This window comes from Nonomuraea montanisoli (assembly GCF_013363975.1).
Classification (GTDB): Bacteria; Actinomycetota; Actinomycetes; order Streptosporangiales; family Streptosporangiaceae; genus Nonomuraea; species Nonomuraea montanisoli.
In genome coordinates this window covers 316002-339264 of sequence record NZ_JABWGN010000010.1, presented here as the reverse complement: position 1 = coordinate 339264, position 23263 = coordinate 316002, and the positions used below count along the sequence as shown (strand labels likewise).

Annotated in this window: 22 protein-coding genes; 13 read left to right on the top strand and 9 right to left on the bottom strand. The window is 73.3% G+C overall.

What is annotated here, in order from left to right:
* Positions 1-56: 56 nt before the first annotated feature.
* The 5 genes from HTZ77_RS26875 to HTZ77_RS26855 are packed head-to-tail and all read left to right on the top strand — an operon-like array spanning position 57 to position 4810.
* Positions 57-1088, top strand: coding sequence for a sugar ABC transporter substrate-binding protein (locus HTZ77_RS26875; protein ID WP_175592451.1), 1032 nt, complete (start codon positions 57-59; stop codon positions 1086-1088).
* Between the two features lie 29 nt (positions 1089-1117).
* Positions 1118-2566 carry a sugar ABC transporter ATP-binding protein gene (locus tag HTZ77_RS26870; protein ID WP_328808783.1) on the top strand — a complete coding sequence of 483 codons (1449 nt, stop codon included), beginning with the start codon at positions 1118-1120 and terminating at the stop codon, positions 2564-2566.
* Positions 2563-3555: an ABC transporter permease gene (locus tag HTZ77_RS26865; RefSeq protein WP_175592449.1), complete on the top strand. Its 993-nt coding sequence runs from the start codon at positions 2563-2565 to the stop codon at positions 3553-3555. Before HTZ77_RS26870 ends, HTZ77_RS26865 begins: the two co-directional genes overlap by 4 nt.
* Positions 3555-3860 carry an L-rhamnose mutarotase gene (locus HTZ77_RS26860; RefSeq protein ID WP_175592448.1) on the top strand — a complete coding sequence of 102 codons (306 nt, stop codon included), beginning with the start codon at positions 3555-3557 and terminating at the stop codon, positions 3858-3860. Before HTZ77_RS26865 ends, HTZ77_RS26860 begins: the two co-directional genes overlap by 1 nt.
* Positions 3857-4810, top strand: a complete 954-nt coding sequence (locus HTZ77_RS26855) for an aldo/keto reductase (protein ID WP_328808782.1) — start codon at positions 3857-3859, stop codon at positions 4808-4810. Before HTZ77_RS26860 ends, HTZ77_RS26855 begins: the two co-directional genes overlap by 4 nt.
* A 97-nt stretch (positions 4811-4907) precedes the next feature.
* Here the strand turns inward: HTZ77_RS26855 and HTZ77_RS46645 are convergent, their stop codons facing one another.
* Positions 4908-5363, bottom strand: a complete 456-nt coding sequence (locus tag HTZ77_RS46645) for a GNAT family N-acetyltransferase (RefSeq protein WP_175592447.1) — start codon at positions 5361-5363, stop codon at positions 4908-4910.
* Between the two features lie 72 nt (positions 5364-5435).
* Positions 5436-6434, bottom strand: coding sequence for a DNA polymerase ligase N-terminal domain-containing protein (locus HTZ77_RS48375; RefSeq protein WP_175592446.1), 999 nt, complete (start codon positions 6432-6434; stop codon positions 5436-5438).
* A 203-nt stretch (positions 6435-6637) separates the two neighbouring features.
* On the opposite strand from HTZ77_RS48375, the gene HTZ77_RS26840 reads away from it, so the two are divergent.
* On the top strand, positions 6638-7360 hold the full coding sequence (locus tag HTZ77_RS26840; protein WP_235995181.1) for a YqeB family protein: 723 nt from the start codon (positions 6638-6640) through the stop codon (positions 7358-7360).
* Positions 7361-7417: 57 nt separating this feature from the next.
* Here HTZ77_RS26840 and HTZ77_RS26835 read toward each other — a convergent pair whose 3' ends face one another.
* The 5 genes from HTZ77_RS26835 to HTZ77_RS26815 form a co-directional block, all read right to left on the bottom strand.
* Complete coding sequence (locus HTZ77_RS26835; RefSeq protein ID WP_205303546.1) at positions 7418-8110, bottom strand: FadR/GntR family transcriptional regulator; 693 nt, start codon at positions 8108-8110, stop codon at positions 7418-7420.
* 7 nt (positions 8111-8117) lie between these two features.
* A complete protein-coding gene (locus HTZ77_RS26830) occupies positions 8118-9143 on the bottom strand; it encodes an MBL fold metallo-hydrolase (RefSeq protein WP_175592445.1) in 1026 nt (341 codons plus the stop codon).
* Between the two features lie 397 nt (positions 9144-9540).
* Positions 9541-10659: a steroid 3-ketoacyl-CoA thiolase gene (locus HTZ77_RS26825; protein WP_175592444.1), complete on the bottom strand. Its 1119-nt coding sequence runs from the start codon at positions 10657-10659 to the stop codon at positions 9541-9543.
* A gap of 44 nt (positions 10660-10703) precedes the next feature.
* A complete protein-coding gene (locus HTZ77_RS26820) occupies positions 10704-11705 on the bottom strand; it encodes a sigma-70 family RNA polymerase sigma factor (RefSeq protein ID WP_175592443.1) in 1002 nt (333 codons plus the stop codon).
* Between the two features lie 274 nt (positions 11706-11979).
* On the bottom strand, positions 11980-12918 hold the full coding sequence (locus HTZ77_RS26815; protein WP_175592606.1) for an NADP-dependent oxidoreductase: 939 nt from the start codon (positions 12916-12918) through the stop codon (positions 11980-11982).
* Between the two features lie 77 nt (positions 12919-12995).
* On the opposite strand from HTZ77_RS26815, the gene HTZ77_RS26810 reads away from it, so the two are divergent.
* On the top strand, positions 12996-13976 hold the full coding sequence (locus HTZ77_RS26810) for a GlxA family transcriptional regulator (protein WP_175592442.1): 981 nt from the start codon (positions 12996-12998) through the stop codon (positions 13974-13976).
* A gap of 59 nt (positions 13977-14035) precedes the next feature.
* Here the strand turns inward: HTZ77_RS26810 and HTZ77_RS26805 are convergent, their stop codons facing one another.
* Complete coding sequence (locus tag HTZ77_RS26805) at positions 14036-14710, bottom strand: TetR family transcriptional regulator (RefSeq protein ID WP_407940560.1); 675 nt, start codon at positions 14708-14710, stop codon at positions 14036-14038.
* Positions 14711-14898: 188 nt separating this feature from the next.
* Between HTZ77_RS26805 and HTZ77_RS26800 the strand changes: the two genes are divergently transcribed.
* The 6 genes from HTZ77_RS26800 (at position 14899) to HTZ77_RS26775 (ending at position 21398) form a co-directional block, all read left to right on the top strand.
* On the top strand, positions 14899-16632 hold the full coding sequence (locus HTZ77_RS26800) for an AMP-binding protein (protein ID WP_175592441.1): 1734 nt from the start codon (positions 14899-14901) through the stop codon (positions 16630-16632).
* Complete coding sequence (locus HTZ77_RS26795) at positions 16629-17597, top strand: acyl-CoA dehydrogenase family protein (protein ID WP_328808781.1); 969 nt, start codon at positions 16629-16631, stop codon at positions 17595-17597. Before HTZ77_RS26800 ends, HTZ77_RS26795 begins: the two co-directional genes overlap by 4 nt.
* Entirely contained in the window at positions 17597-18751 is a 1155-nt protein-coding gene (locus HTZ77_RS26790) for an acyl-CoA dehydrogenase family protein (RefSeq protein ID WP_175592440.1), read from the top strand. The genes HTZ77_RS26795 and HTZ77_RS26790 overlap by 1 nt, the downstream gene beginning before the upstream one ends.
* Positions 18748-19737 (top strand): bifunctional MaoC family dehydratase N-terminal/OB-fold nucleic acid binding domain-containing protein, encoded by a 990-nt coding sequence (locus HTZ77_RS26785; protein ID WP_235995179.1) that lies wholly within the window; start codon positions 18748-18750, stop codon positions 19735-19737. The genes HTZ77_RS26790 and HTZ77_RS26785 overlap by 4 nt, the downstream gene beginning before the upstream one ends.
* Positions 19737-20156: a MaoC/PaaZ C-terminal domain-containing protein gene (locus HTZ77_RS26780; protein WP_175592439.1), complete on the top strand. Its 420-nt coding sequence runs from the start codon at positions 19737-19739 to the stop codon at positions 20154-20156. The genes HTZ77_RS26785 and HTZ77_RS26780 overlap by 1 nt, the downstream gene beginning before the upstream one ends.
* 75 nt (positions 20157-20231) lie before the next feature.
* Complete coding sequence (locus HTZ77_RS26775; protein WP_175592438.1) at positions 20232-21398, top strand: lipid-transfer protein; 1167 nt, start codon at positions 20232-20234, stop codon at positions 21396-21398.
* A gap of 23 nt (positions 21399-21421) precedes the next feature.
* Here the strand turns inward: HTZ77_RS26775 and HTZ77_RS26770 are convergent, their stop codons facing one another.
* Positions 21422-23191, bottom strand: a complete 1770-nt coding sequence (locus tag HTZ77_RS26770) for a hypothetical protein (RefSeq protein WP_175592437.1) — start codon at positions 23189-23191, stop codon at positions 21422-21424.
* Positions 23192-23263 lie beyond the last annotated feature (72 nt).

Sequence of the window (23263 nt, the reverse complement as noted above, 5' to 3'; positions counted from 1 at the left end):
ACCACAGGGCCGGCCCCAGCGGGGGGCCGGCCCGGTCCGAGGAAGGTGTCTCCACGATGAAGCTCGGCCCGGTCGTCGCCGGCGCGGCCCTCATGGCGGTCGTCGCAGCCTGCGGCTCCAGCAGTACGTCCACCACCGGCAGCGGCGCGGCGGGCGGCGGGAAGGTCGGCATCGACTACCCGCGCGCCGACTCCGACTTCTGGAACTCCTACATCAAGTACGTCCCGCAGATGGCCGCCGAGCAGAAGGTGGACCTGATGCCGCCCACCAACTCGCAGAACGACGTGGCCAAGCTCGTCAGCAACGTCCAGGCGCTGGTCGGGCAGGGGGCCAAGGCGATCGTCATGGCCCCGCAGGACACCGGGGCCATCGCCACGACCCTCCAGCAACTGGAGAACAAGAAGATCCCCGTCGTGTCCGTGGACACCCGGCCCGACAAGGGCAAGGTCTCCATGGTGGTCCGTGCCGACAACCGGGCCTACGGGACCAAGGCCTGCGAGTTCCTCGGCGAGAAGCTGGGCGGCAAGGGCAAGGTCGTGCAGCTCATGGGCTCGCTCAGCTCGATCAACGGCCGTGACCGGGCCGAGGCGTTCCGCGAGTGCATGAAGACGAAGTTCCCCGGGATCACCGTCTTCGAGGAGCCGACGGAGTGGGAGGGCAGCAAGGCCGCGTCCATGCTGCAGACCCGCCTGGAGCAGAACCCCGACATCAAGGGGATCTACATGCACGCCGGCGGCGTCCACCTGGCCCCGACGCTCCAGGTGCTCAAGCAGAAGAACCTGCTGGTGCCGCCGGGCGACCCCAAGCACGTCTTCGTGATCTCCAACGACGGCATCCCGGAGGAGCTGGAGGCGATCCGCAAGGGCGAGATCGACGCCACGGTCTCGCAGCCGGCCGACCTGTACGCGAAGTACGCGATGTTCTACGCGAAGGCGTCGCTCGACGGGAAGACGTTCAAGCCGGGACCGACCGACCACGACAGCACGATCATCCAGCTCCCCAACGGCCTGGAGGACCAGCTTCCGGCGCCGCTGGTGACCAAGGACAACGTGGACGACAAGAACCTCTGGGGCAATCAGGTCAAGTGATGAAATATCACGTTGAAGCTCGTAATGTCGTGAAGCGCTTCGGGCCGACCGTGGCGCTCAACGGCGCGAGCATCGCGATCGCCGAGGGCGAGACGCACGCCCTCGTCGGCCGGAACGGCGCCGGCAAGTCCACGCTGGTGTCGATCCTCACCGGCCTCCAGCCCGCCGACGAGGGCGAGGTGCTGTTCGCGGGGGAGCCCGCGCCGGCCCTCGCCGACCGCGACGCGTGGCGGCGGCGCGTCGCCTGCGTCTACCAGAAGTCCACGATCATCCCCGCGCTCACGGTCGCCGAGAACCTGTTCCTCAACCGGCAGACCGACGGCGGCGTGATCAGGTGGCGGGCGCTGCGGGCCAGGGCGCGCGAGCTGCTCGACACGTACGAGGTGGACGTGGACGTCCAGGCGCTGGCCGGCGACCTGAGCGTCGAGCAGCGCCAGCTCGTCGAGATCGCCCGGGCGCTGTCGTTCGGCGCCCGCTTCATCATCCTCGACGAGCCGACCGCCCGCCTCGACGGTCCCGCCATCGAGCGGCTGTTCGCCCGCATGCGGTCGCTGCGCGAGCAGGGCGTCACGATGATGTACATCTCCCACCACCTGGACGAGGTGTACGAGATCTGCCAGAGCGTCACGGTCTTCCGCGACGCCCGGCACATCGTCACCCGGCCCGTCGCCGGCTTCTCCCACGACGAGCTGGTGGGCGCCATGACCGGCGAGGCCACCGCCGCCTACCAGTCCCGTGCCCGCACCCCGGGCGAGCGCGTCGTGCTCGCGGGGGAGGGCCTGTCGCTGGCCGGCCGCTACCGAGAGGTGGACCTCACCGTCCGCTCCGGCGAGGTGGTGGGCCTGGCCGGCTCGGCCAGCAGCGGCAAGGTCGGGCTCGCCGAGACCCTCGTCGGCCTGCGCAGGCCCGACGCCGGCACGGTCACGGTCGACGGCGTCCGGGTACGGCCCGGCGACGTGCCGTCCGCCCTGCGCGCCGGCCTCGGCTTCGTCCCCGAGGACCGCCACCACGAGGGCTTCGTGCCGCTGCTGTCGATCGCCGAGAACGCCACCATCCCCATCGCGGGCAAGCTCGGCCGCTTCGGCACGGTCTCGCCGTCGCGGCAGCGGGCCCGGGCCGTCCAGCTCATCGACGACCTCGACATCAAGACGGAAGGGCCCGGGCAGCCCGTCGGCGACCTGTCCGGCGGCAACGCGCAGAAGGTGGTGTTCGCGCGGGCGCTGGTCGACGACCCGTCCGCGCTGGTAGTGATCAACCCGACGGCGGGCGTCGACGTCAAGGCCAAGCAGGCCCTGCTCGGCGCCGTCGAGGACGCCGTCGAGCGGGGCGCCGGCGCCGTACTCGTCTCCGACGACCTCGACGACCTGCGCGTCTGCGATCGGGTGCTGGTGATGTTCCACGGCCGGGTCGTGAAGGACGTGCCCCGTGGGTGGACCGACCACGAGCTCGTGGCCGTGATGGAAGGCATTGAACAGTGACGACACTGACCGCGTCGCCGGCCCCCCGGGTGCGGCTCGCCCGGTTCCGGGACCTGACCCTCGTCCCGGTGATCCTCATCCTGCTCGTCGTGGGCGCGTTCCTCGACCCGACGTTCCTGACGAGCGGCAACCTGACGAACGTGCTCCAGCAGCAGGCCGCGATCAGCCTGCTCGTGCTGGCCGAGGCCATGATCCTGATCTCCGGCAAGTTCGACCTGTCGCTGGAGTCGACGGTCGGCATGGCGCCGGCCATCGCGGTCATGATGGTGATCCCGGCCTCGGCCGGCGGGTTCGGGCTCGGCCTGCCCGGCGGCCTGGTCATCCCGCTCTGCCTGCTGGTGGGGGCGGTCATCGGCGCCTTCAACGGCTTCCTGATCATCAAGTTCCAGCTGTCGGCGTTCATCGTGACGCTGGCGATGCTGATCATCGTGCACGGGCTCCAGCTCGGCCCCACGCAGGGCAAGACGCTCTTCGAGCTCCCCGACTCGATCCTCTACCTGGGCAGCGCCGTGTGGCTCGGGCTGCCGGCCTCCATCTGGATCGCCGGGGTGCTGTTCGCGGCGGGCATCGCCGGGCTCGCCTACTTCCGGATCGGCCGTTCGCTGTACGCCATCGGCGGCAACATCGACGCCGCCCGCGCCGCCGGCATCCGCGTGGACCGGGTGCTGTGGGGGGTGTTCATCCTCGGCGGCACGCTGGCGGCGCTCGCGGGCGTGCTGGAGACCGGCCGGCTCGGCGCGATCGGCTCCAACCAGGGCGTCGGCTGGATCTTCATGGTGTTCGCGGCGGCGGTCATCGGCGGCGTCAGCATGGACGGCGGCAAGGGCACGATCCTCGGCGCGCTGACCGGCGTCCTCGTCATCGGCCTGGTGCAGAACATCCTCACGCTCAAGGGCGTCTCGGGCTTCTGGCAGCCGGTCGTCTACGGTGCGATCATCCTGGTCGCGCTCATCATCAGCCGCATCGCCGGGGGAAAGGCACAGGACTGATGGAACGGCTCGCGCTGCGCACCCGGCTCAGACCGGGCTGCGAGGAGATCTACGACCGGGAGCACGCCGAGATCCCGGCCGAGCTGGAGCAGGCCATGCGTGAGCACGGGGTGCGCTCCTGGCGCATCTACCGCGACGGCCTGGATCTGTTCCACTTCGTCGAGGTCGAGGACTACGCGGCGCTGCAGGCGGCGCTGCGCGACCACCCCGCCGACCGGGCGTGGCAGGCGCAGATGAACCGGCTGCTGGACGGCGACTTCGACAAGGGCTCCGGCGGGCTCTCGCTGGTCTGGGAGATGACGTGACCGGCGACGTTGCTCGAGGGGATGACGTGCTGGCCCTACCAAGTCACGGGTTCGGCGCCGCGCCCATCGCGGGGCTGTACGAGGCGGTGAGCGAGGAGCAGGCGCGCGCCACGGTCGAGGCCGCCTGGTCGAGCGGGGTGCGCCTGTTCGACACGGCCCCGCACTACGGGCTCGGCCTGTCCGAGCGCCGCCTGGGGGCCGCGCTGGCCGGCCGTACCGGATATGTGCTGTCCACCAAGGTCGGCCGCCTGCTCGTGCCGTCGAGCCGGGGCGGGCGCGACGACCAGGGCTTCGACGTGCCCGCCGACCACACGCGGGTCTGGGACTTCTCGCGCGACGGGGTGCGCCGCTCGCTGGAGGAGTCCCTGGAACGGCTGGGCCTGCCGGCCGTGGACGTCGCCCTGATCCACGACCCCGACCAGCACATGGAGGAGGCGCTCGCCCACGCCTACCCGGCCCTCGCGGAGCTGCGCGACCAGGGAGTGATCAAGGCCGTCGGGGTCGGCATGAACCAGTGGCAGGCGCCGCTGCGCTTCGTCGAGGAGACCGGCGTCGACGTGGTCATGCTGGCCGGCCGGTACACCCTGCTCGACCAGTCGGGGCTGCCGCTGCTGGAGGCGTGCGCGAAGCGCGGGGTGCGGGTGCTGGCGGCCGGGGTGTTCAACAGCGGCCTGCTGGCCACCGCCCGGCTGTCGGGCACGTTCGACTACGCCCCGGCGCCGCCCGCCGTCCTGGACCGGGCCCGCCGTGTCGCCGCGATCTGCGAGTCGCACGGGGTGCCGCTCCCGCAGGCGGCGATGGCCTTCCCGCTGCGGCACCCGGCGGTGGCCTCGATCGTGCTGGGCGCCCGTTCGCCGGAGGAGGTGCGCGCCAACGCGGCGCTGTGGGACCGGCCGGTGCCGGAGGACCTGTGGGCGGAACTGGAGGCGGAGGGCCTGCTGACGCCGTGACGTCCTGGGTCAGGCGGTCACGGCGTGGCTGACGTTCCGGGCCAGGCGGTCCGGGGCAGGCGGGCAGGGGCAGGCGTTCCGGGTCAGGCGGGCGGGGTCAGGCGGTCAGGGCGTAGTTCGCGATCCACAGGCCGGGGATCACCTCGAGCTCACCCCGGGCCTCGAACCCCAGCCGCTCGTACAGGCTGCGGGCGGGCACGTTGTCACGGCCGGTGGACACGATCACCCGGCGGCCGGCCGCCCGCGCCATGACCTGCTCGACCAGCGCCCGCCCGATGCCGCGCCGGTGGGCGCGGGGGTGCACGATCAGCCGGTTGACGTCGATCTCGTCCGGCGACTCCTCCCACGCCACGGCGCCCAGCAGGCCGCCGTCGTCGTCGAAGGCGCCGAGCCAGGTCAGCGGCTCGGCGCGCAGCGCGTCGAGGGTCTCGTGCAGGGGCGGGATCCGGTCGTCGCCGATGAGCTCCGCCTCCACGGCGTACGCGGCGTGCTGCAGATCGAGCAGTTCCTGGCCGAAGGGGTCGCTGTGAGGGGAGATATCCGAGATGTGCACGCGACGAGTATGTCGTCGCACACGGGCACGCCGCGCGTCATTTTCGGGACGTGCCGGGAGAGGTGCCGCGCGTCATTTGCGGGACGTGCCGGGAGAGGGGATGAGCAGCCACGCCTTCGACGGGCCCGGCTCGTACGGCGCGTCGAGGCGCTTGGCGACGACCCCCGGCAGGCCCTGCTCGCGGGCCGCCTGGCGGACCGGCGCGGCCTGGCCGGGCCATGACGGGGCCGTCTGCCAGCGCGCCGCCGACAGGCCGAGCGCCTCCAGCGCCGCCCGGCGCGCCGCGTACGGCTCGGCCACCAGCGAGCGGCCGTCGTCGTACAGCAGGTCGTAGCAGACCAGCACCTCCGCGCCGCCCAGTGTGACCACCTCGCCGTCGAGGACCGCGCTCCGGCTGCCGAACGAGGCGGCCAGGGCGCGCAGCCACGAGTACGCGCGGGCCGCGTCCGTCCGGCCGCCGTCGATCGGCACCAGCGTCCGGCGGCCGCCCCACGCGAACTCGAACGCGTACTCCTCCTCGTCACGCGGCGGCCTGACGCGCTCGACCGGCAGCATGGGCTCCAGCGGCGGGAACGGGTCGCGCGCCGGCGGGTCCATCCGGTGGATCATCCAGTTCTTGCCGTTCGTCCGGAACAGCACGAACCGACCGGAGGCGCGGGAGCCGCGCAGCACCACCTTGACCTCGCGGTCCGACCACTTCTCGGTCTCGTACGTGCCGTGATCCCAGATCGTCATGGCGCCGCCGCCGTACTCGCCGGCCGGGATCTCGCCGTGAAAGGTGAGGTACTCCATCGGGTGGTCCTCGGTGTGGACGGCGAGATGGTTGACGGCCGGGTCGGCCGGCAGGCCCTTGGGGATGGCCCAGGAGGCGAGGACGCCGTCGTGCTCCAGCCGCAGGTCCCAGTGCAGGGAGCGGGCGTGGTGCTCCTGGATCACGAACGCGTCGCCGTCGCCTTCGCGGTCGCCTTCGCCCTGGCGGGCCTCGGGGCGTTCGGGGGGCTCCGCGGGTACCGGCTCGGGGGTACGGCTGGGGTCGCGTCTGCTCCGGTATCGCGCGAGTTTGTCGGCCACACACGCCTCCTACCCCGGCCCACCCGCCCCGCACTGCCCGCGCCGCGGTGACGCCGACCGGGTGGAGATGCCGGCAACGAAAGTCGCGCACCGCAGATACTTTCGGCTGAAGGCGGGGACCCGGCGCACGGCTACGGTGGCTGCGGAGAACGACGCCCGCGGCTGTCGTTCATGAGCCGCTCACGACAGAAGGAGCACCGCCGATGCCCTCCGGTGACCCGTCCGCGCCGGACGCGACCGCCCTGCCGAAGCTGGGCGATCGGGTCGTCGTCTGGGTGGGGGCCCCGCTGCTGGGCGCCGGGGCCGGCTGGCTGCTGCGGTACGTCGTGGGATGGGCGACCACACTGCCGTGGACCCCGTTCGAGGGCCCGCTACGGCTGATCGAGTCGATCCCGCCGACGGCGTTCACGATCGGGGCGGTCGTCGTGGGGGTCGTCGCGGGTCTCGTGCTCGCCGCGATCGCCGACGAGTACACCGTGAAGATCGTCATCGACGACCAGCGGGTGTCGATCGCGCACCGGAGCTCCCGGCAGGAGCTGCCGCGCTCCGCGGTGGCCCTCGCCTTCCTCGACGCCAAGCACCTGGTGCTGCTCGGTCACGACACCGAGGAGCTGGTCCGGCAGGGCGGCGACCTGCCCCGGCCGCGCCCGCTGGCCGAGGCGTTCCAGGCCCACGGCTATCCGTGGCGGGCCGAGGGCGATCCCCACCGGGAGGAGTTCCGGCGCTGGGCCGACGGCCACCCCGACCTGGCCGACGCCGCCCACGCCTACCTCAGGGCCCGCGCCCGCGCGCTGGAGAAGGGCGACGACCGCGACGCCGAGCAGTTACGGCAGGAGCTGGCGAGACTGGGCGTCGCCGTACGCGAGGAGGACAAACGCCAGTTCTGGCGCCACGCCGGCCGCGGAGCGGAGGAAGCCGAGACCTGACCTGAGCGGATGTTCGGGGAGTGGGTGGCGGCCTCCTGCGGTGGGGCGGGGGCGGGATCAGGCGAGGGCCTTGCGGAGCCAGGACTCGACGCCCGCCACGTGAACCGTGGCCCAGGAGCGGGCCACGTCCGCCTGACGGGCGGCGATGGCCTCGTAGATCGCGGTGTGCTGCTCGCGCGTCTTGTCCATCGCGCCCTCCTGCGTCAGGCCGCGCCAGATGCGCGCCCGGGTCGTCGGCCCGGACAGGCTCTCGATGAACGAGCAGAGCACGGTGTTGCCCGACCCCTGGGCGATGCGCTGGTGGAACTGGAGGTCGTTGGCCACCAGTTCCTCGACGGTCGGGTCGGCGGGCAGCGACTCCAGGATCACCCGCAGCTCGTCGATCTCGTCGTCGGTCATGAGCTTGGTGGCCATCGCGGTGGCGGCGGGCTCCAGGATGCGGCGCACCTCGAAGAACTGCAGCACGGTGTCGTCGCGGTGCAGGTCGAGCACGAACGACATGGTGTCGAGCAGCAGCCGCGGCTCAAGGCTGGTGACGTACGTGCCGTCGCCCTGCCGTACGTCGAGGACGTTGATCAGGGCGAGGGCGCGGACGGCCTCGCGCAGCGAGTTGCGCGACAGGCCCAGCCGCTCGGCGAGGTCGGCCTCCTTGGGGAGCCGGTCTCCGGGGGCGAGCTCGCCGGAGAGGATCATCTGCTTGATCTTGTCGATGGCCGCGTCGGTGACCGCCACGATCTTCTCCCTAGACATCGGATGTCTAGGATTCTACGGCCTGGAAGCGGACCGCATCGACTCCTCGTACGCGCCTGACGGAGCCCCGGACCTCCAGGGTGCGCAGGTGGGCCGCGGCCTCTCCGGCGGCCATGCCCCTCAGTATGGGCGCCAGGTCCTCCCAGGGGCGGTTCCAGGTCATCATCGCGGCGATCTCCCAGAGGGTCAGCGGCTCCGCCCGCTCGGCCAGCAGCGCGGCCAGCCGGTCGAGCTTGTCCTCGTGATGGTGGCGGATCTCGGCCGCTCGCGCCGCCACATCCGGGAACATCCACTCGTGCGCGGGCAAGGCGTCCAGCGGCCCCAGCTCGCCGACCCGGTCCAGCGAGGCGAGGAAGTCGCCCAGCGGGTCCACGTCGTCGCGGTCGTAGGGGTAGATGCCGATGTGCGGGGTGATGTCGGGCAGGACGTGGTCGCCGGTGAACAGCCGGTCCGCGTCCTCCAGGTGCAGGCAGATGTGGCCCGGGGTGTGGCCGGGCGTGTGGACGGCGCGCAGCTTGCGGCCCGGCAGGTCGACCAGGTCGCCGTCGGCCAGTTCGCGGTCCGGCCGCGCGGGCGGCAGCGGGCGCTCCGCGGCGACCACCCGGACGTCGCCCGGGTCGGCGCCCGCCCGCTTGAGCATGTCCGTCTGGAACGCCTCGTGCTCGCCCGCGTCGAGCCCGTGGATCAGCCTGACCAGCGCCGCGTCCGCCTCGTGCATCGCGATCCAGCCGCCCGACTCCTCGCGTACCCGTCCGGCCAGGCCGGCGTGGTCGGGGTGGAAGTGCGTGACCACCACGCCCCGCACCGAGGCCACGTCCATGCCGAGTGTCGCGAGCCCGCCGCGCAGCGCCTCCCAGGCGTCGGGATGGTTCCAGCCGGCGTCGACCAGCACGGGGCCCTGGGGCGACTCGATCGCGTAGACGAGGGTGTAGCCGAGCGGGTTGCCGGGGATCGGCACCGGCACGCTCCACACCCCGCCGCCGAGGTCCTGCGGGCGCTGCTCGGCGTACGGCCTGCGCCGGGTCTTTCTCATGGTCGGTCCCCCGTGGTGCGTGAGCGTGGAACGAGTGTGGCGGAAGGAGGGGAGCACCGAAAGGGATTTCCGGCACTTAACGTGACTCGTCCTGAGATGACGGGTCGCTCACCTTGGGGGCGTCACGGCGCTTGGACGGCGGGGTGTGGATAGGCGTCGTACGCGCAGGCGCTCGGGGGTGTGGGCGGACGTCGTACGCGCAGGCGCTTGGGGGTGTGGGCGGGCGTCCTCGCGCAGGGGCCGGGCGTGGGGGACTGGTGGTGGAGCGGCATCCGGCGCGGGGGACGGTGAACGCGCTCTCGGCGGAAGTGCGCGGGCTGACGGGACGATCAGCACGCATGGCCGCGGAGCGTGCGGCATCCGTGGTCGCGGCATGCGGGTACGTACGTATCCACGATCACGTGACGCGTTCGAGGATGGTGGCGGTGGCCAGGGCGCCGCCCGCGCACATCGACACGAGAGCCGTCGACGAGTCCGAGCGCTCCAGTTCGTGCAGCGCCGTGGTGATCAGCCGGGCCCCCGACGCGCCCACCGGGTGGCCGAGCGCGATGGCGCCCCCGTTGACGTTGACCCGGTCGAAATCGGGCTGGTGGACGCCCGCCCACGACAGCACGACCGCGGCGAACGCCTCGTTCACCTCGAACCGGTCGATGTCGCCGATCGACATCCCGGCCATGGCCAGCGCCTTTGAGGTCGCCTCCACGGGGCCGTCGAGGTGGTAGTAAGGCTCGGCGCCCACCAGGGCCTGGGCCAGGATGCGGGCCCTCGGCCGCAGGCCGTGCGCGCGGGCCGCCTCCTCGCTCATCACCAGCACCGCCGCCGCCCCGTCGGAGATCTGCGACGAGTTGCCGGCCGTGTGCAGCGCGCCCTCGCCGAGCACCGGCTTGAGCTTGGCCAGCCCCTCGACGGTGGTCTCGCGCAACCCCTGGTCGCGCCGTACGTCGCCGACGGGCACGATCTCCCGCTCGAACCGCCCGTCGGCCCACGCCTTGGCGGCGAGCTGCTGGGAGCGGGCGCCGAGCCAGTCGAGCCGTTCCCTGGTCAGCCCGCGCCGTGCCGCGATGCGCTCGGCGGCGGTGAACTGGTCGGGTAAGTCGATGCTCCAGTCATCGGGTCGCGGCCTGGCGGGCAGGACGTTGCTGCCGAGCGGCGCACGGCTCATGATCTCGACGCCGCACCCGACGCCGACCTCGATCACGCCGGCGCGGATCATCGCCGCGGCGAGGTGGACGGCCTGCTGCGACGAGCCGCACTGCGCGTCGACCGTGGTGACGCCCGTCTGGTACGGCAGGCCCGCGTACAGCCAGGAGTAGCGCCCCACGTGACCGCCCTGCTCGCCGGCCTGGGTCACGCAGCCGGCGAAGACCTGGCCGACGGCGGCCGGATCGACGCCCGAGCGCTCGATCAGCCCGTTGAGGGCGGCGGCGAGCACCTGCTGCGGCTTGAGCCCGGACAGCCAGCCGTCACGCTTGCCGATGGGGGTGCGGACGGCTTCGACGATCACCGGTGTGCCCACTGTCGCCTCCAGAACGATGCTCGGGAGGCCGACTGTAACTCGTTCTAGTTTGTTGTGGAAGCCCGCTCCTCGACGGGCCGTGTGCTCGGCAGCCCGAACGCTTCGAAGAGCCCGACGTCGAAGAACATGGCCACGTGCCGGATGCCCTCGGCGGCGAGCGTCAGCACCATCAACGAGAACGCGGTATAGATATCACCCTGGCGGAAGTACACCGCGAAGGCCGGCTGGCCGTTGGCCGCGACGGGCACCAGGCGCAGATCGCCCGCGTGCTCGGCCGGGCAGTTGACGCTGATGAGCCGCCCGATCTCCTCGGGGCCCTGGTACCACCCGATGAAGGGCGGCATCTCCCAGACCGCGTCCCGCGTGAACAGCTTCACCAGCGCGGCCACGTCGTAGCTCTCGAACGCGGCCACATAGGCGTCGAGCTGCTCGCGCTGGTCGTGGGGCAGGGGCGGAGTGGGATCGTCCAGGCTCGGCGACACCTCGTTGAGCTGGGCCCGGGCCCGCTGCAGCCCGCTGTTGACCGCGGCCGTCGTGGTCTCCAGGGCCTCGGCCACCTCGGCGGCCCGCCACCGCAGCACGTCGCGCAGCACCAGGATGGCCCGCTGCCGGGGTGGCAGGTGCTGCAGGGCCGCGATGAGCGCCAGCCGGATGCTCTCGCGCGAGGTGACGATCGCGGCCGGGTCGTCGGCGCCCGCGCCCACCATGCCGTCGGGCACCGGCTCCAGCCACGGCACCTCCGGCCGCTCCACCAGCGGCGCGGTCGCCTCGGTGCTCGGCGCGCCCAGCCCCGTGGGCAGCGGCCGGCGGCCCCGGCTCTCCAGCGCGGTCAGGCACACGGTCGTGGCGATGCGGTAGAGCCACGTACGCAGGGACGAACGCCCCTCGAAGCCGTCGTAGGCGCGCCAGGCGCGCAGGTAGGTCTCCTGGACGAGGTCCTCGGCGTCGTGCACCGAACCCGTCATGCGGTAGCAGTGCGCGAGCAGCTCGCGCCGCATGGGGTCGGCCAGCCGCAGGAAGTCCTCGGTCGATGGCCTGTCGGTCATCTTCTCTGTATACGCCCTGCCACCGACAGATTCGGGAACCTCGGTCAGGAGGCAGGGCGTATACAGGGCGAGAGGGGGAGGCCGACCCCGAGGGAGGCAGGTCCTGGGCGGGGATGCCGCACGGGCCGGCGGTGACTTCGGGGCGGCTGCGGCGTGACAGTGACCCCGGAGCGGAGCGGGGCGGGGGCGAAGAGCGGCCCGTGTCAGACGCGGGGCAAAGGGCGGCTCACGTCAGAGCAGCGCGGGCGTGGGGGGACGGCAGCCCGGCCGGGGGTCACGAGGTGACGGTGAGGACGATCTTCCCGGTGGTGCCGCCCGACTCGCCCAGCTCGTGGGCCTTGGCGGCGTCCTCCAGCGGCACGACCGCCGCGATCTCCGGACGCAGCCGCCCCGCCTCGACCAGCGCGGCCAGGGACCGCATCCCCGCGTGGTCGGCCTCCACCAGCATCGCCTCGGACCGGATGCCCCGCTCGGCCGCCGCCGCGTGCAGGCCCGGGTCCAGCAGCGACAACGCCAGGGAGACGATCACGCCGCCCTCGCGCAGGGTACGCAGGGACCGCGGGCCGTACTCGCCGCCCATCGTCTCGACGACCACGTCCATGTCCCGCGCCACCTCGGCGAAGTCCTCCGTGCGGTAGTCGATCACCTCGTCGGCCCCGAGGCCGCGCAGGAAGTCGTGCTTGGCGGCGCTGGCCGTGCCGACCACGTACGCGCCGCGCGCCTTGGCGATCTGCACGGCGAAGTGCCCGACGCCGCCCGCCGCCGCGTGGACGAGCACCCGGTCGCCGCCGCGGGTCGCGGCGGTGTCGACGAGCGCCTGCCAGGCGGTCAGCGCGGCCAGCGGGATCGCGGCGGCCCGCGTGTGGTCCACGGCCGCGGGCTTGCGGGCGAAGGTCCGCGCGGGCGCGGTCACGTACTCGGCGTAGGCCCCGTTGCCGAAGGGGAACGGCAGCATGCCGAACACCTCGTCGCCCGGCTTGTGGATCGTGGTCCCGACGCCCACCTCCTCGACCACGCCGGAGACGTCCCAGCCGAGCACGAACGGCGGCTGCCCGAGATGGCTGCCGGCTGTCCGGACCTTCCAGTCGGCCGGGTTCACCCCCGCCGCGTGCACCCGCACCAGCACCTCCGCCGGCCCCGGCTCCGGCCGGTCCAGCTCCACCAACGTCAGCACCTCGGGACCGCCCAGGGTGTTCTGGCTCATCGCGCGCATCTTCATGGCTCCAGCGTGCTCGCCGCCGCGGTAACACCGCGAGTGGCCCGGAGGCCAAGGTGTGCAAACATTGGGCCATGCATCGCGTGGCCGTCCTCGCGCTCGACGGCGTCATCCCGTTCGAGCTGAGCATCCCGTCGAGGATCTTCGCCACGGCCCGCGGGCCGGCCGGCGAGCCGCTCTACGACGTCGTGACCTGCACGCTCGACGGCGGCCCGGTGCGCACGACGGCCGACTTCTCCATCGCCGCCTCGTGCGACGCGGGCGTGCTCGCGACGGCCGACACGGTCGTGCTGCCCGCGGCCGACACGCACGTGGCCATCACCGGCCCCGAGAGCCTGTCGCCCGAGCTGCTCGACGCCCTGTCGCTGATGCGGCCGGGCGCCCGCGCGGTGTCGATCTGCGTGGCGACCTTCGTGCTGGCCGCCGCCGGGCTGCTGGACGGCCGTCCGGCCACCACTCACTGGAAGCACGCCGAGCGCTTCGCCCGGCTCTTCCCGCGGGTGCGGGTGGACGCCGGGGTGCTGTTCGTGGACGACGGCGACGTGCTGACCTCCGCGGGCGCGTCGTCCGGGGTGGACCTCTGCCTCCATCTCGTACGCCGCGACCACGGCAGCGAGGTCGCCAACCAGGTGGCGCGCAGTTGCGTCGTGCCGCCCTGGCGCGACGGCGGCCAGGCCCAGTACATCGAGCACCCGGTGCCCGAGCCGTCCACCGCGGGCACGGCCCCCACGCGGGCGTGGGCGCTGAGCCGCCTGGCCGAGCCCCTCCAGCTCGCCGAGCTGGCGCGGCACGCGGGGATGAGCCGGCGCACGTTCACGCGGCGCTTCCGCGAGGAGGTGGGGATGAGCCCCGGGCAGTGGCTCACCCGGCAGCGGGTCGAGCTGGCCCGGCGGCTGCTGGAGACCAGCGATCTGCCGATGGACGGGGTGGCCGGGCGCGCGGGGTTCGGCACGGCGGCGTCGTTCCGGCGGCACCTGCACGCCGCCCTCGGCGTGTCGCCGCACGCCTACCGCCGCACGTTCCGGGCCACGAGGGAGGAGACGGCGGAGGTCTGAGCGGGCGCGTGTCGGGGGCGTAGCGCCGGACGGAAGGCCGGAAAGGACGGAAAGGCCGGTCAGGCGATGTCGGTGAGGAGGCGGGCGGCGGCGATCTCGATGCGGCGCTGGATCTGGTCGTAGGTGCGCCGGCCGCGCAGCATCTCCAGCAGCTCCTGCACCCAGATGCTCGACAGCGACCCCGCCAGCGCCACCTGCTCCTCGGTGGCCTGCTCGCGCGAGAGCCCGTCGGCCGAGACCCGCAGCAGCAGGCCGGTCATGCGGTCGCCGAACGGCGTCTCGACCTCGGCCAGGATGAGCGAGCGGATGAGCGCGTCGGCCAGCTCCGGCTCGCGCATGAGGCCCCGGGTGGCGCGCATGAGCACGTCGACGGCCCGGCCGGCCGGGGTGGAGGCGCCCGGGGGACGGCGCTCGATGCTGCTCTCCAGCAGGTCGATCTCCTCGCCGACCACCGCGACGACCAGGTCCATCTTGGACGGGAAGTAGCGGTAGAGGGTGCCGAGCGCGACGCCGGCCCGCTCGGCCACGGTGCGCATCTGCATGGCCTCGACGCCGCCGCGCGAGGCGAGGGCGGCGGCGGCCTGGACGATCCGCTTGCGGCGCTGGTGCTGGCTGCGGGTGCGGACGCTGTGGCCGCCGGACGCGTGCCCGCCGGAACCGGGTGTGGTGTGGCTCTCCATGGTCCCCTCGGTGTCGCTGGAGGGTGCGGTGCCGGCCGCCTGCGGGGTACGCATAAGAACACGTTATCTGATTTCCCTCGGGCACGGCTTGTTACTGGCGAGTCACAAAGAAGCCTGTATAGGCCCATGTCCACGGCGTTACAGGCATATATCCAGACTTTTCGGGGGATGCCAACACTGGACAGATACTAGAATCTGTTCTAGTTTGCGGATCGTTTGGCCGAGCGCTTGCTGGAGGCGCCATGACCGCGGACACCCTCGCCGCCCTGCTCCTGGCGCGGGCCGGCGACGACCGTCCCGGCCTGCTCTTCGAGGACCGGGCGTGGTCCTGGCGCGAGCACGTCGCGGCCTGCCTGGCCGCCGCCGCCCGGCTCGGCGCGATCACCGCTCCCTCCTGGCGGGCCGCGCGCGCCGCCGGCCGGCCGCACGTCGGCGTGCTCTGCGACAACGTCCCCGGGCTGCCGGTGCTCGTCGGAGCCGCCGCCCTCGGCGGATGCGTCGTCGTCGCGCTCAACCCCACCCACTCACCGGCCGAGCTGGTGCGGGACGCCGCGGCCACCGACGTCGCCCTGCTCCTGTACGACGGTCCGTACGAGGAGGCGGCGACCGGCCTGGCCCGCGACCTCCGCATACCGCGAGCCCCGCTGGCCACCATCGCCGACAACGCCGAGATCGCCGAGATCGCCGGTGTGCCCGGCGGGGCCGCCCCCGGCGACCTGGTGATGCTGATCTTCACCTCGGGCACCTCCGGCCGCCCTCGCGCCGTGCGGATCACCCAGCGCAAGCTCGCCGTGCCCGGGCGCAGCCTCGGCATGCTCCTCACCCCGGACGACGTCGTCTACTGCCCGATGCCGCTGTTCCACTCCGGCGCCCTCATGGCCGCCTACGCCCCGGCCGTCGTGTCCGGGGCCGCGCTGGTGCTGCGGCGCCGGTTCTCGGCGTCCGGCCTGCTGCCCGACGTCCGGCGGTACGGCTGCACGTACCTGCACTACGTCGGCAAGGCCCTGTCGTACGTGCTCGCCACCCCGCCCCGCCCCGACGACGCGGACAACCCGTTGCGCCTGGCCTTCGGCAACGAGGGCAGCACGACGGCGACCCGGCGCTTCGGCGAGCGGTTCGGCTGCCGGGTGATCGACGCGTTCGGATCGACGGAGACGGCGATCTCGCTCACGCCCGACCCCGCGGCCCCGCCGGGCGCGCTCGGCCGGCTCCCGGACGGCGTCGAGATCCGCGACCCGCGCACGGGGGAGCGCTGCGCCACCGCCCGCGTCGAGGACGGCCGGCTGCTCAACCCCGACGAGGCGATCGGCGAGCTGGTCAACGTGTCGGGCACCGGCCTGTTCGACGGCTACTACAACGACCCGGAGGCGGACGCCGAACGGCTGCGCGACGGCGCGTTCTGGTCCGGCGACCTCGCCTACGCCGACGCCCGCGGCCACGTGTTCTTCGCCGGCCGCGGCACCGAGCGGCTGCGCGTGGACGGCGAGAACCTCGCGGTGGCCCCGATCGAGGCCGCCCTGCGGGAGTTCCCCGGCGTGGTGGAGGCCGCGGTGTACCCGGTGCCGGACGCGGCGGCCGGTGACCAGGTGATGGCGGCACTGGTCATGTCCGGGCCGTTCTCCCCGGCGGCGTTCGGCTCCTTCCTCGCCGCCCGCGCCGACGTCGGCCGCAAGGCCGTGCCCCGCTACGTCCGGATCGCGGCCGAGCTGCCGCAGACCCCCTCGCACAAGGTCGTCAAGCGCCTGCTCGCCCGCGAGGCGTGGCGCACCGCCGACCCCGTCTGGTGGCGTCCCCCCGGCCCGTCCCAGGACGGCCCGTCCCAGGAGCACCCGTCCCAGGAGGGCCCACCCGAGGACGGCGCGCCGCCGGAGGGCGCGCGTCAGGACGGGCGCTGGCGGCGGCTGGAGGAGGACGACGTCAAGGCCATCGAGGACGACTTCGCCAGGAACGGCCGCGCAAACCTATTGGAGGCATGATGAACTTCGGCCTGGACGAGACCCAGCGCGACCTGCGCGAGCTGGCCGCCGACCTGCTCGCCGAGGACGAGCCGGAGCGCCGGTTACGCGAGGCCGGCCTGCTGGCCGTGTGCCTGCCCGAGGAGGCGGGCGGGGCGGGGCTCGGCCCCGTCGAGATGGCCGTGGTGCTGCGCGAGGTGGGCGCCCGCGCCGCGTCGGTGCCCGCGTTGCCCGCCCTGGCCGCCTCGCTGTTCCTCGCCCGGCACGGCACCCGCGACCAGCAGGAGCGTCCCGCGACGCTCGCGCTGCGCGAGCCCGGCCGCGCCCTCGCCGACCCGCCCGCGACCACCGCGGACCGCACGGACGACGGCTGGGTGCTGACCGGCCGCAAGACCGGCGTCCCGTACCTGGAGTCCGACGTCCTGGTCACCGCCGACGCCGGCGTGTTCCTGGTGGCGCGGCCCGAGTCGAGCCCCGAGTTCGCCTCGACCGGCGAGCCCGCCGCCACCGTGGTCCTCGACCGGACGCCGGCCGAGCGGGTCGCCGGCCCGGAGTCCGTGGCCGCGCTGCGGCAGGTCCTCACCGCCGCCGTGGCCGCCCAGGCGAGCGGCGTCCTCGCCGGCGCGCTGGAGCTGACCACCGGCTACGTCAAGACGCGCCGGCAGTTCGGCCGGGCGCTGGCCGAGTTCCAGGCCGTGACCATGCAGGTCGCGGACGTCTACATCGCCGGGCGGGCGCTGGACGTGGCCATGTGGTCGGCCGCCTGGCGGCTCGGTGAGGGCCTGCCGGCCGAGGAGGACCTGGCGCTGGCCGCCTTCCACACCGGCGAGGCGTTCCGGGCGCTCTACACCTGCCAGCACCTGCACGGCGGGCTCGGCCTCGACGTCACCTACCCGCTGCACCGGTACTTCGCCCACGCCAAGCACCTGTCGCACCTGCTCGGCGGCCAGGACGCCCAGCTCGACCTGATCGGAGCGCTCGCCTGATGCTCATCGACCTGACACCGGACCAGCGCGCGCTCCGCGACGAGCTGCGCGCGTACTTCCGGAGCTGTCTGTCCGACGACGAACGCCGCAAGATCGCTGACGACCCGTTCGGCGAGACCTACATGGAGCACTGCCGGCGCCTCGGCCGTGACGGCAAGCTCGGCCTCGGCTGGCCCAAGGAGTACGGCGGAGGCGGCTACGGCCCCGTCGAGCAGCAGATCTTCGCCAACGAGATCGCCCGCGCCGGCGTGCCGTACCCGATCATCACGCTGCAGACGGTCGGGCCGACGCTGATGCAGTACGGCACGCCGGAGCAGAAGGAGTTCTTCCTGCCGCGCATCCTGGCCGGCGAGTGCCACTTCGCCATCGGCTACAGCGAGCCCGAGGCGGGCACGGACCTGGCGTCCCTGCGCACCACCGCGGTGCTCGACGGCGACCACTACGTCGTCAACGGCCAGAAGATCTTCACCAGCGGCGCCCACTACGCCCAGTACATCTGGCTGGCCGCCCGCACGAACCCCGAGGCGAAGAAGCACAAGGGCATCACCATGATGATCGCCTCCACGGACGACCCGGGCTACTCCTGGACGCCGATCGTCACCATGGACGGCCGCCACCACACCAACGCCACCTACTACTCCGACGTGCGCGTGCCGGTGAGCATGGTCGTCGGCGAGGTGGACAAGGGCTGGGACCTCATCGTCAACCAGCTCAACCACGAACGCGTCACGCTCGGCCCGGCCGGCAACCTCGGCCAGACCTACGACCGGTTCCTCGCCTGGGCGCGGCGCACGGGGCTGGCCGAGGTGCCGGACGTGCGACGGGCGCTCGGCCGGGTGCGCGCGTACTTCCGTACGAACGAGCTGCTCAACTGGCAGGTGGCCGCCAACATGGACCTCGGCTGGCTGGGCGCGCCCGACGCCTCCGCCACCAAGATCTACGGCTCGGAGCGGATGCAGGAGGTCGGCCGGCTGGTCGGCGAGGTGCTCGCCCGCTACGGCGACCCGTCCGACCCGGAGACCGCCGAGCTGCTCGAACGCGTCGACCACGGGGTCAAGGGAGCCGTGGTGCTGACCTTCGGCGGCGGCGTGAACGAGGTGCAGCGCGAGCTGATCGCCATGCTCGGCCTGAGCCTGCCGAGGCCGCCGCGATGACGGAGACGGGGACGAGGACGGACACGGGCACGAGCTCCGAGGACGCGCTGCTGGAGCTCGCGGAGAAGCAGGCGGCGCTGGGCGAGGTGCGGGGCGGCCCGGCCGCCGACCCGGTCAACATCCCGATGATCAGGCACTGGCTCGACGCGATGGGCGACACCAACCGGTCGTACCTGGACCAGGGGATCGCGCCGCCGGCGATGGCCCAGGTGTGGACCATGCCCGGCGTGCGGCGCGGGGTCAAGGAGCGCTCGCCGGTGGACGACGTGCTGGCCGCGCTCGACGCCGCCGGCTACACGGGCGTGGTGGCGACCAACTGCGAGCAGACCTACCACCGCCCGGCGCGCGTGGGGGAGCGGCTCACGGCGGCCACCCGCTTCTCCGGCCTGGTCGGCCCCAAGCGCACCGCCCTGGGCGAGGGGTACTTCGCCACCTGGAACGTCACCTGGTACGGCGAGGGCGACGCGCCGGTGGCCGAGATGATGTTCCGGGTGCTCAAGTTCCGCCCCCGCCGGCGGCGCGAGACCCCGGCTCCGGCCTCCGGCTCGGCCCCGGCCGCGAGCTCGGCCCAGAGATCGGGTGTGGCCCCGTACCCGCTGCGACCTGCCCAGAACCGGGACACCGCGTTCTTCTGGGAGGGCGTGCGCCAGGGCGAGCTGCGCATCCAGAGCTGCGCCGACTGCGGACGCCTGCGGCACCCGCCCGGCCCCGTCTGCCCGTCGTGCCGCTCCACCAACCGCTCCTTCGTCGTCGCCCGCGGCGAGGGCACGGTCTTCAGCTACGTGGTGCACCACCATCCGCCCGTTCCGGGGCGGGAGATGCCGTTCGTGGTGGCTGTGGTGGAACTGCCGGAAGGGGTGAGGATTGTGGGCAACGTCGTGGACTGCCCGCCCGACGCGGTGGGTATCGGTATGGAGTTGCGTGCGACCTATCGGGCAATGGACGACGAAGTGATCCTTCCTATGTGGGCGCCACGGGAGTCGTGATGCGGACGCTGACCGAAGACCAGATCGAGATCGGCGCGGTGCTGCCCGAGCTGTCCATCGACCTCACGCCCACGGTGGTCGTCTCCACCGCCCTGGCCACCATGGACTTCACGCCGGTCCACCACGACGTCGAGGGCGCGCGGGCGCAGGGCTCCAAGGACATCTTCCTCAACATCCTGACCACGATGGGCCTGGTCGAGCGGTACGTCACCGACTGGACGGGGCCCGAGGCCATCATCAGGCGCATCAACGTCAAGCTCGGCGTGCCCGCGTACGCGGGGGACCGGCTGGACTTCAACGGCACGGTCGTCACCCAGGACGGGCCGGACTACACGGTCGAGGTGCGCGGCAAGGTCAGCCTCGGCGACCACGCCACCGCCACCGTCACCTTCACCCTTCCCTCCGACCGAACGATCTGATCACCGCCCCCTTTCCGGAGGCCTTCCGGGGATCCGCCGTGCCCGCGCACGCGACGACGTCAAAGGAGCCAGTACGTGTTCGGAACGCGAGCCGCCATCGCGGGCATCGGCGCCACCGAGTTCAGCAAGGACTCCGGCCGGTCGGAGCTCCGGCTGGCCGCCGAGGCCGTGTTCGCGGCGTTGGACGACGCCGGTCTCGACCCGTCCGACGTGGACGGGATGGTGACCTTCACCCAGGACACCAACCAGGAGATCGCCGTCGCCAGGGAGATCGGGGCGGGCGAGCTGACGTTCTTCTCCCGGGTCGAGTACGGCGGGGGCGCCGCCTGTGGGACCGTCGCGCACGCCGCGATGGCCGTCGCCACCGGTATGGCCCGCACGGTCGTGTGCTACCGCGCCTTCAACGAGCGCTCCGGCCGGCGCTTCGGGCAGCCCGACGCCCGGCTGGGCGGCCAGCCCACCTCGCAGGGGCTGGAGATGAGCTGGCACGTCCCGTTCGGGCTGATGACGCCCGCGGCCTGGGTGGCGATGTTCGCCCAGCGCTACCTGCACACCTACGGCGCCACGTCCGAGGACTTCGGCCGGGTCGCCGTGGCCATGCGCCGCCACGCCGCCACCAACCCGGCCGCCTGGTTCTACCAGCGGCCCATCACGCTGGAGGAGCACCAGGCGTCGCGCTGGATCGTGGAGCCGTTGCGCCTGTTCGACTGCTGCCAGGAGAGCGACGGGGCGGTGGCCCTCGTCGTCACCTCCGCCGAGCGGGCGCGGGACCTGCGGCGCTCGCCCGCCGTCGTCACGGCCGCCGCCCAGGGCTCGGCGGAGGGGCAGATGATGATGACCAGCTACTACCGGGACGACATGAGCGGCCTTCCGGAGATGTCCGTCGTCGGCCGCCGGCTGTGGGAGATGTCGGGGCTCAAGCCGCAGGACGTGCGGACCGCCATCCTGTACGACCACTTCACCCCGTTCGTCCTCGCGCAACTGGAGGAGCTCGGGTTCTGCGGCCGGGGCGAGGCGCCCGGGTTCGTCCGCGACGGCGGCATCGAGCTGGGCGGCCGTCTGCCGGTCAACCCGCACGGCGGGCAGCTCGGCGAGGCGTACATCCACGGCATGAACGGCATCGCCGAGGCCGTGCGCCAGATCCGCGGCACGTCGGCCAACCAGGTGTCCGGGGTGGAGCACGTCCTGGTGACGGCGGGGACGGGGGTGCCGACCAGCGGACTGATCCTGTCCGCCGGCTGACATCCCCGCACGCCGGGAGCCCGTCAGGGGCTCAGGATCGCGGGCACCGAGAAGAACACGATCATCGCGATCGCCACGCACATGAGGAACCCGATCAGCTCCCACGCCCAGTCGTGGTGCCGGCCGCCGCGGCGCGGGCGGGCGCCCTTGCGCGGGGCGCCCTTGCGTGAGGCGCTCTTGCGCGGGGCGTTCTTGCCCGAACGCAGCGGCTTGGCCGGGGCGCCGGAGCGCAGCCGGTCGGCCGGGCCGCCCTTGCCGGAGCGGGGCTTGGCCTTGGCGTCCTTGCCGGGCCGCGTCGTGGGCGCGGCCTCCTCGCGGGACTTCGCCGATCCGCCGGCCGGTCCGGGCTCGGCGTCCCGTTCGGCTCGTCCCGGCTTGGCGTCTCGTCCGGGCTTGGCGTCCCGAACCGCTCCTCCCGACATGGCCTCCGGGACGGCCGGTCCGGTGGGGGACGGCGCGGCGGCGGCCGGGCCGCTGGGGGACGGCCCGGTGAGGGACGGCGCGGCCCCGGCCGGTGCGTCCGCCGGGAGCGGCATGCGGTAGATCGGCTCGGGAGCCCGGTCGCGCCGCGCGAACAGGCTGCCGGGCGCGCCCTCGCCCGCCGTCCGGGCCGGCGGGCCGGTCGGCGTGCGGGCGGCCGGGTCGCCGGGGCGGGCCGTGTCGCGGATCGCGGGCATCTCCTGCGTGGCCGACTCGTCGTCCAGCACGTCACCCGGGATCGGCGCCGAGGACGCGCGGCCCCGTGCGGACCGCGGGCCGCCCGCCGGCGGGAACACGTCGCCCGTGGCGAACGCGTCGCCGCCTCCCGGCAGGAAGAACGGCCGTTCTCCCAGCCGTGCCCCCTCCCCGGCCCCTTCCAGCCGTGCCCCCTCCCCGGACCCTCCCGGCCGCGCCCGATCCTCGGGCGCCGGCCGCTTCGGGATGAGCCCCTGGTCGCGGGCGGAGGTGAACGCCTGCCACGGCCGCACCAGACCCGTGCTCGGCCGGGCCCGGTCGGTCGCGGCGAGCGGGTCGCCCACCTTGGGCATCGGCTCGGTCGTCGCCTCGTGCGGCGGCACGCGGGACGGCGACGGCGGCTTCAGCAGCTCGGCCGGGAACAGCCCCGTGCTCGTCAGCGGGTCGCGCTCGCCGAGCGGCAGCGGCCAGACCGGCGGCACCGGCCAGCGCGGCCTGACGAACATCGGCGCGGCGTCGGGCGACCGGGACCCGGCGAAGTGGATGCGGAGCGTGCCGGGCGGCTCCGGCCACGGCAGGCGGCCGAGCACGTCGCGCAGCGGCGAGACGCCCAGCGCGCCGTACACGTCGGCCACCGGCTTCGGCATGCGGCGGGCGGCGGCGCGGTCGAGTGCGGCGCCGAGCAGCCGGCGGTAGCGGTGCGCGGCGGCGCCGACCAGCTCGCCGGCCGTGTCGGGCGCCACGTCGAGCACCCAGGCGAGCTCGGCGCGGTCCAGGCCGCACACCTCGGACAGAAGGAGCACCTCGCGGTGGTGCGGGCGCAGCTCGTGCAGCGTGCGCTCCACCAGGGCGGAGGCGGGATCGATGAGCGGGTCGACGACAGGGGGCGCGTAGACGACGTCACGGCGCTGGATCTCACGGCGGGCGAGCGCGTACATCGCGGCGCGGGGCGGGGCCGTCGCGGGGACGCTGGTGAGGACGGACACCAGCACGTCGGCGGCGGAGCCGTGGTCGCCGAGCTGGTCGGCGCAGTACGCGAACAGCCCGGCGGCGTGACTGTCGTAGAGCTCGGCGACCAGCTCGGCGCGGGCACGCTGATCGGTGAGCGGCTGTGTCACGGGCCGGTTCCTCTTGCTGAATTGCTGCGGTGGGGGGTGGAGAAGGGGCGGGCGGGCTCGGTGGTGTTGACC

What these genes read in the sequence shown, in the direction of transcription:
- HTZ77_RS26875 (WP_175592451.1), top strand. Translation starts at nt 57, where the DNA reads ATGAAGCTCGGCCCGGTCGTCGCCGGCGCGGCCCTCATGGCGGTCGTC.
- HTZ77_RS26860 (WP_175592448.1), top strand. Translation starts at nt 3,555, where the DNA reads ATGGAACGGCTCGCGCTGCGCACCCGGCTCAGACCGGGCTGCGAGGAG.
- HTZ77_RS26840 (WP_235995181.1), top strand. Translation starts at nt 6,638, where the DNA reads ATGCCCTCCGGTGACCCGTCCGCGCCGGACGCGACCGCCCTGCCGAAG.
- HTZ77_RS26835 (WP_205303546.1), bottom strand. Translation starts at nt 8,110, where the DNA reads ATGTCTAGGGAGAAGATCGTGGCGGTCACCGACGCGGCCATCGACAAG.
- HTZ77_RS26830 (WP_175592445.1), bottom strand. Translation starts at nt 9,143, where the DNA reads ATGAGAAAGACCCGGCGCAGGCCGTACGCCGAGCAGCGCCCGCAGGAC.
- HTZ77_RS26820 (WP_175592443.1), bottom strand. Translation starts at nt 11,705, where the DNA reads ATGACCGACAGGCCATCGACCGAGGACTTCCTGCGGCTGGCCGACCCC.
- HTZ77_RS26815 (WP_175592606.1), bottom strand. Translation starts at nt 12,918, where the DNA reads ATGCGCGCGATGAGCCAGAACACCCTGGGCGGTCCCGAGGTGCTGACG.
- HTZ77_RS26810 (WP_175592442.1), top strand. Translation starts at nt 12,996, where the DNA reads ATGCATCGCGTGGCCGTCCTCGCGCTCGACGGCGTCATCCCGTTCGAG.
- HTZ77_RS26805 (WP_407940560.1), bottom strand. Translation starts at nt 14,710, where the DNA reads ATGCGTACCCCGCAGGCGGCCGGCACCGCACCCTCCAGCGACACCGAG.
- HTZ77_RS26800 (WP_175592441.1), top strand. Translation starts at nt 14,899, where the DNA reads ATGACCGCGGACACCCTCGCCGCCCTGCTCCTGGCGCGGGCCGGCGAC.
- HTZ77_RS26795 (WP_328808781.1), top strand. Translation starts at nt 16,629, where the DNA reads ATGATGAACTTCGGCCTGGACGAGACCCAGCGCGACCTGCGCGAGCTG.
- HTZ77_RS26790 (WP_175592440.1), top strand. Translation starts at nt 17,597, where the DNA reads ATGCTCATCGACCTGACACCGGACCAGCGCGCGCTCCGCGACGAGCTG.
- HTZ77_RS26785 (WP_235995179.1), top strand. Translation starts at nt 18,748, where the DNA reads ATGACGGAGACGGGGACGAGGACGGACACGGGCACGAGCTCCGAGGAC.
- HTZ77_RS26780 (WP_175592439.1), top strand. Translation starts at nt 19,737, where the DNA reads ATGCGGACGCTGACCGAAGACCAGATCGAGATCGGCGCGGTGCTGCCC.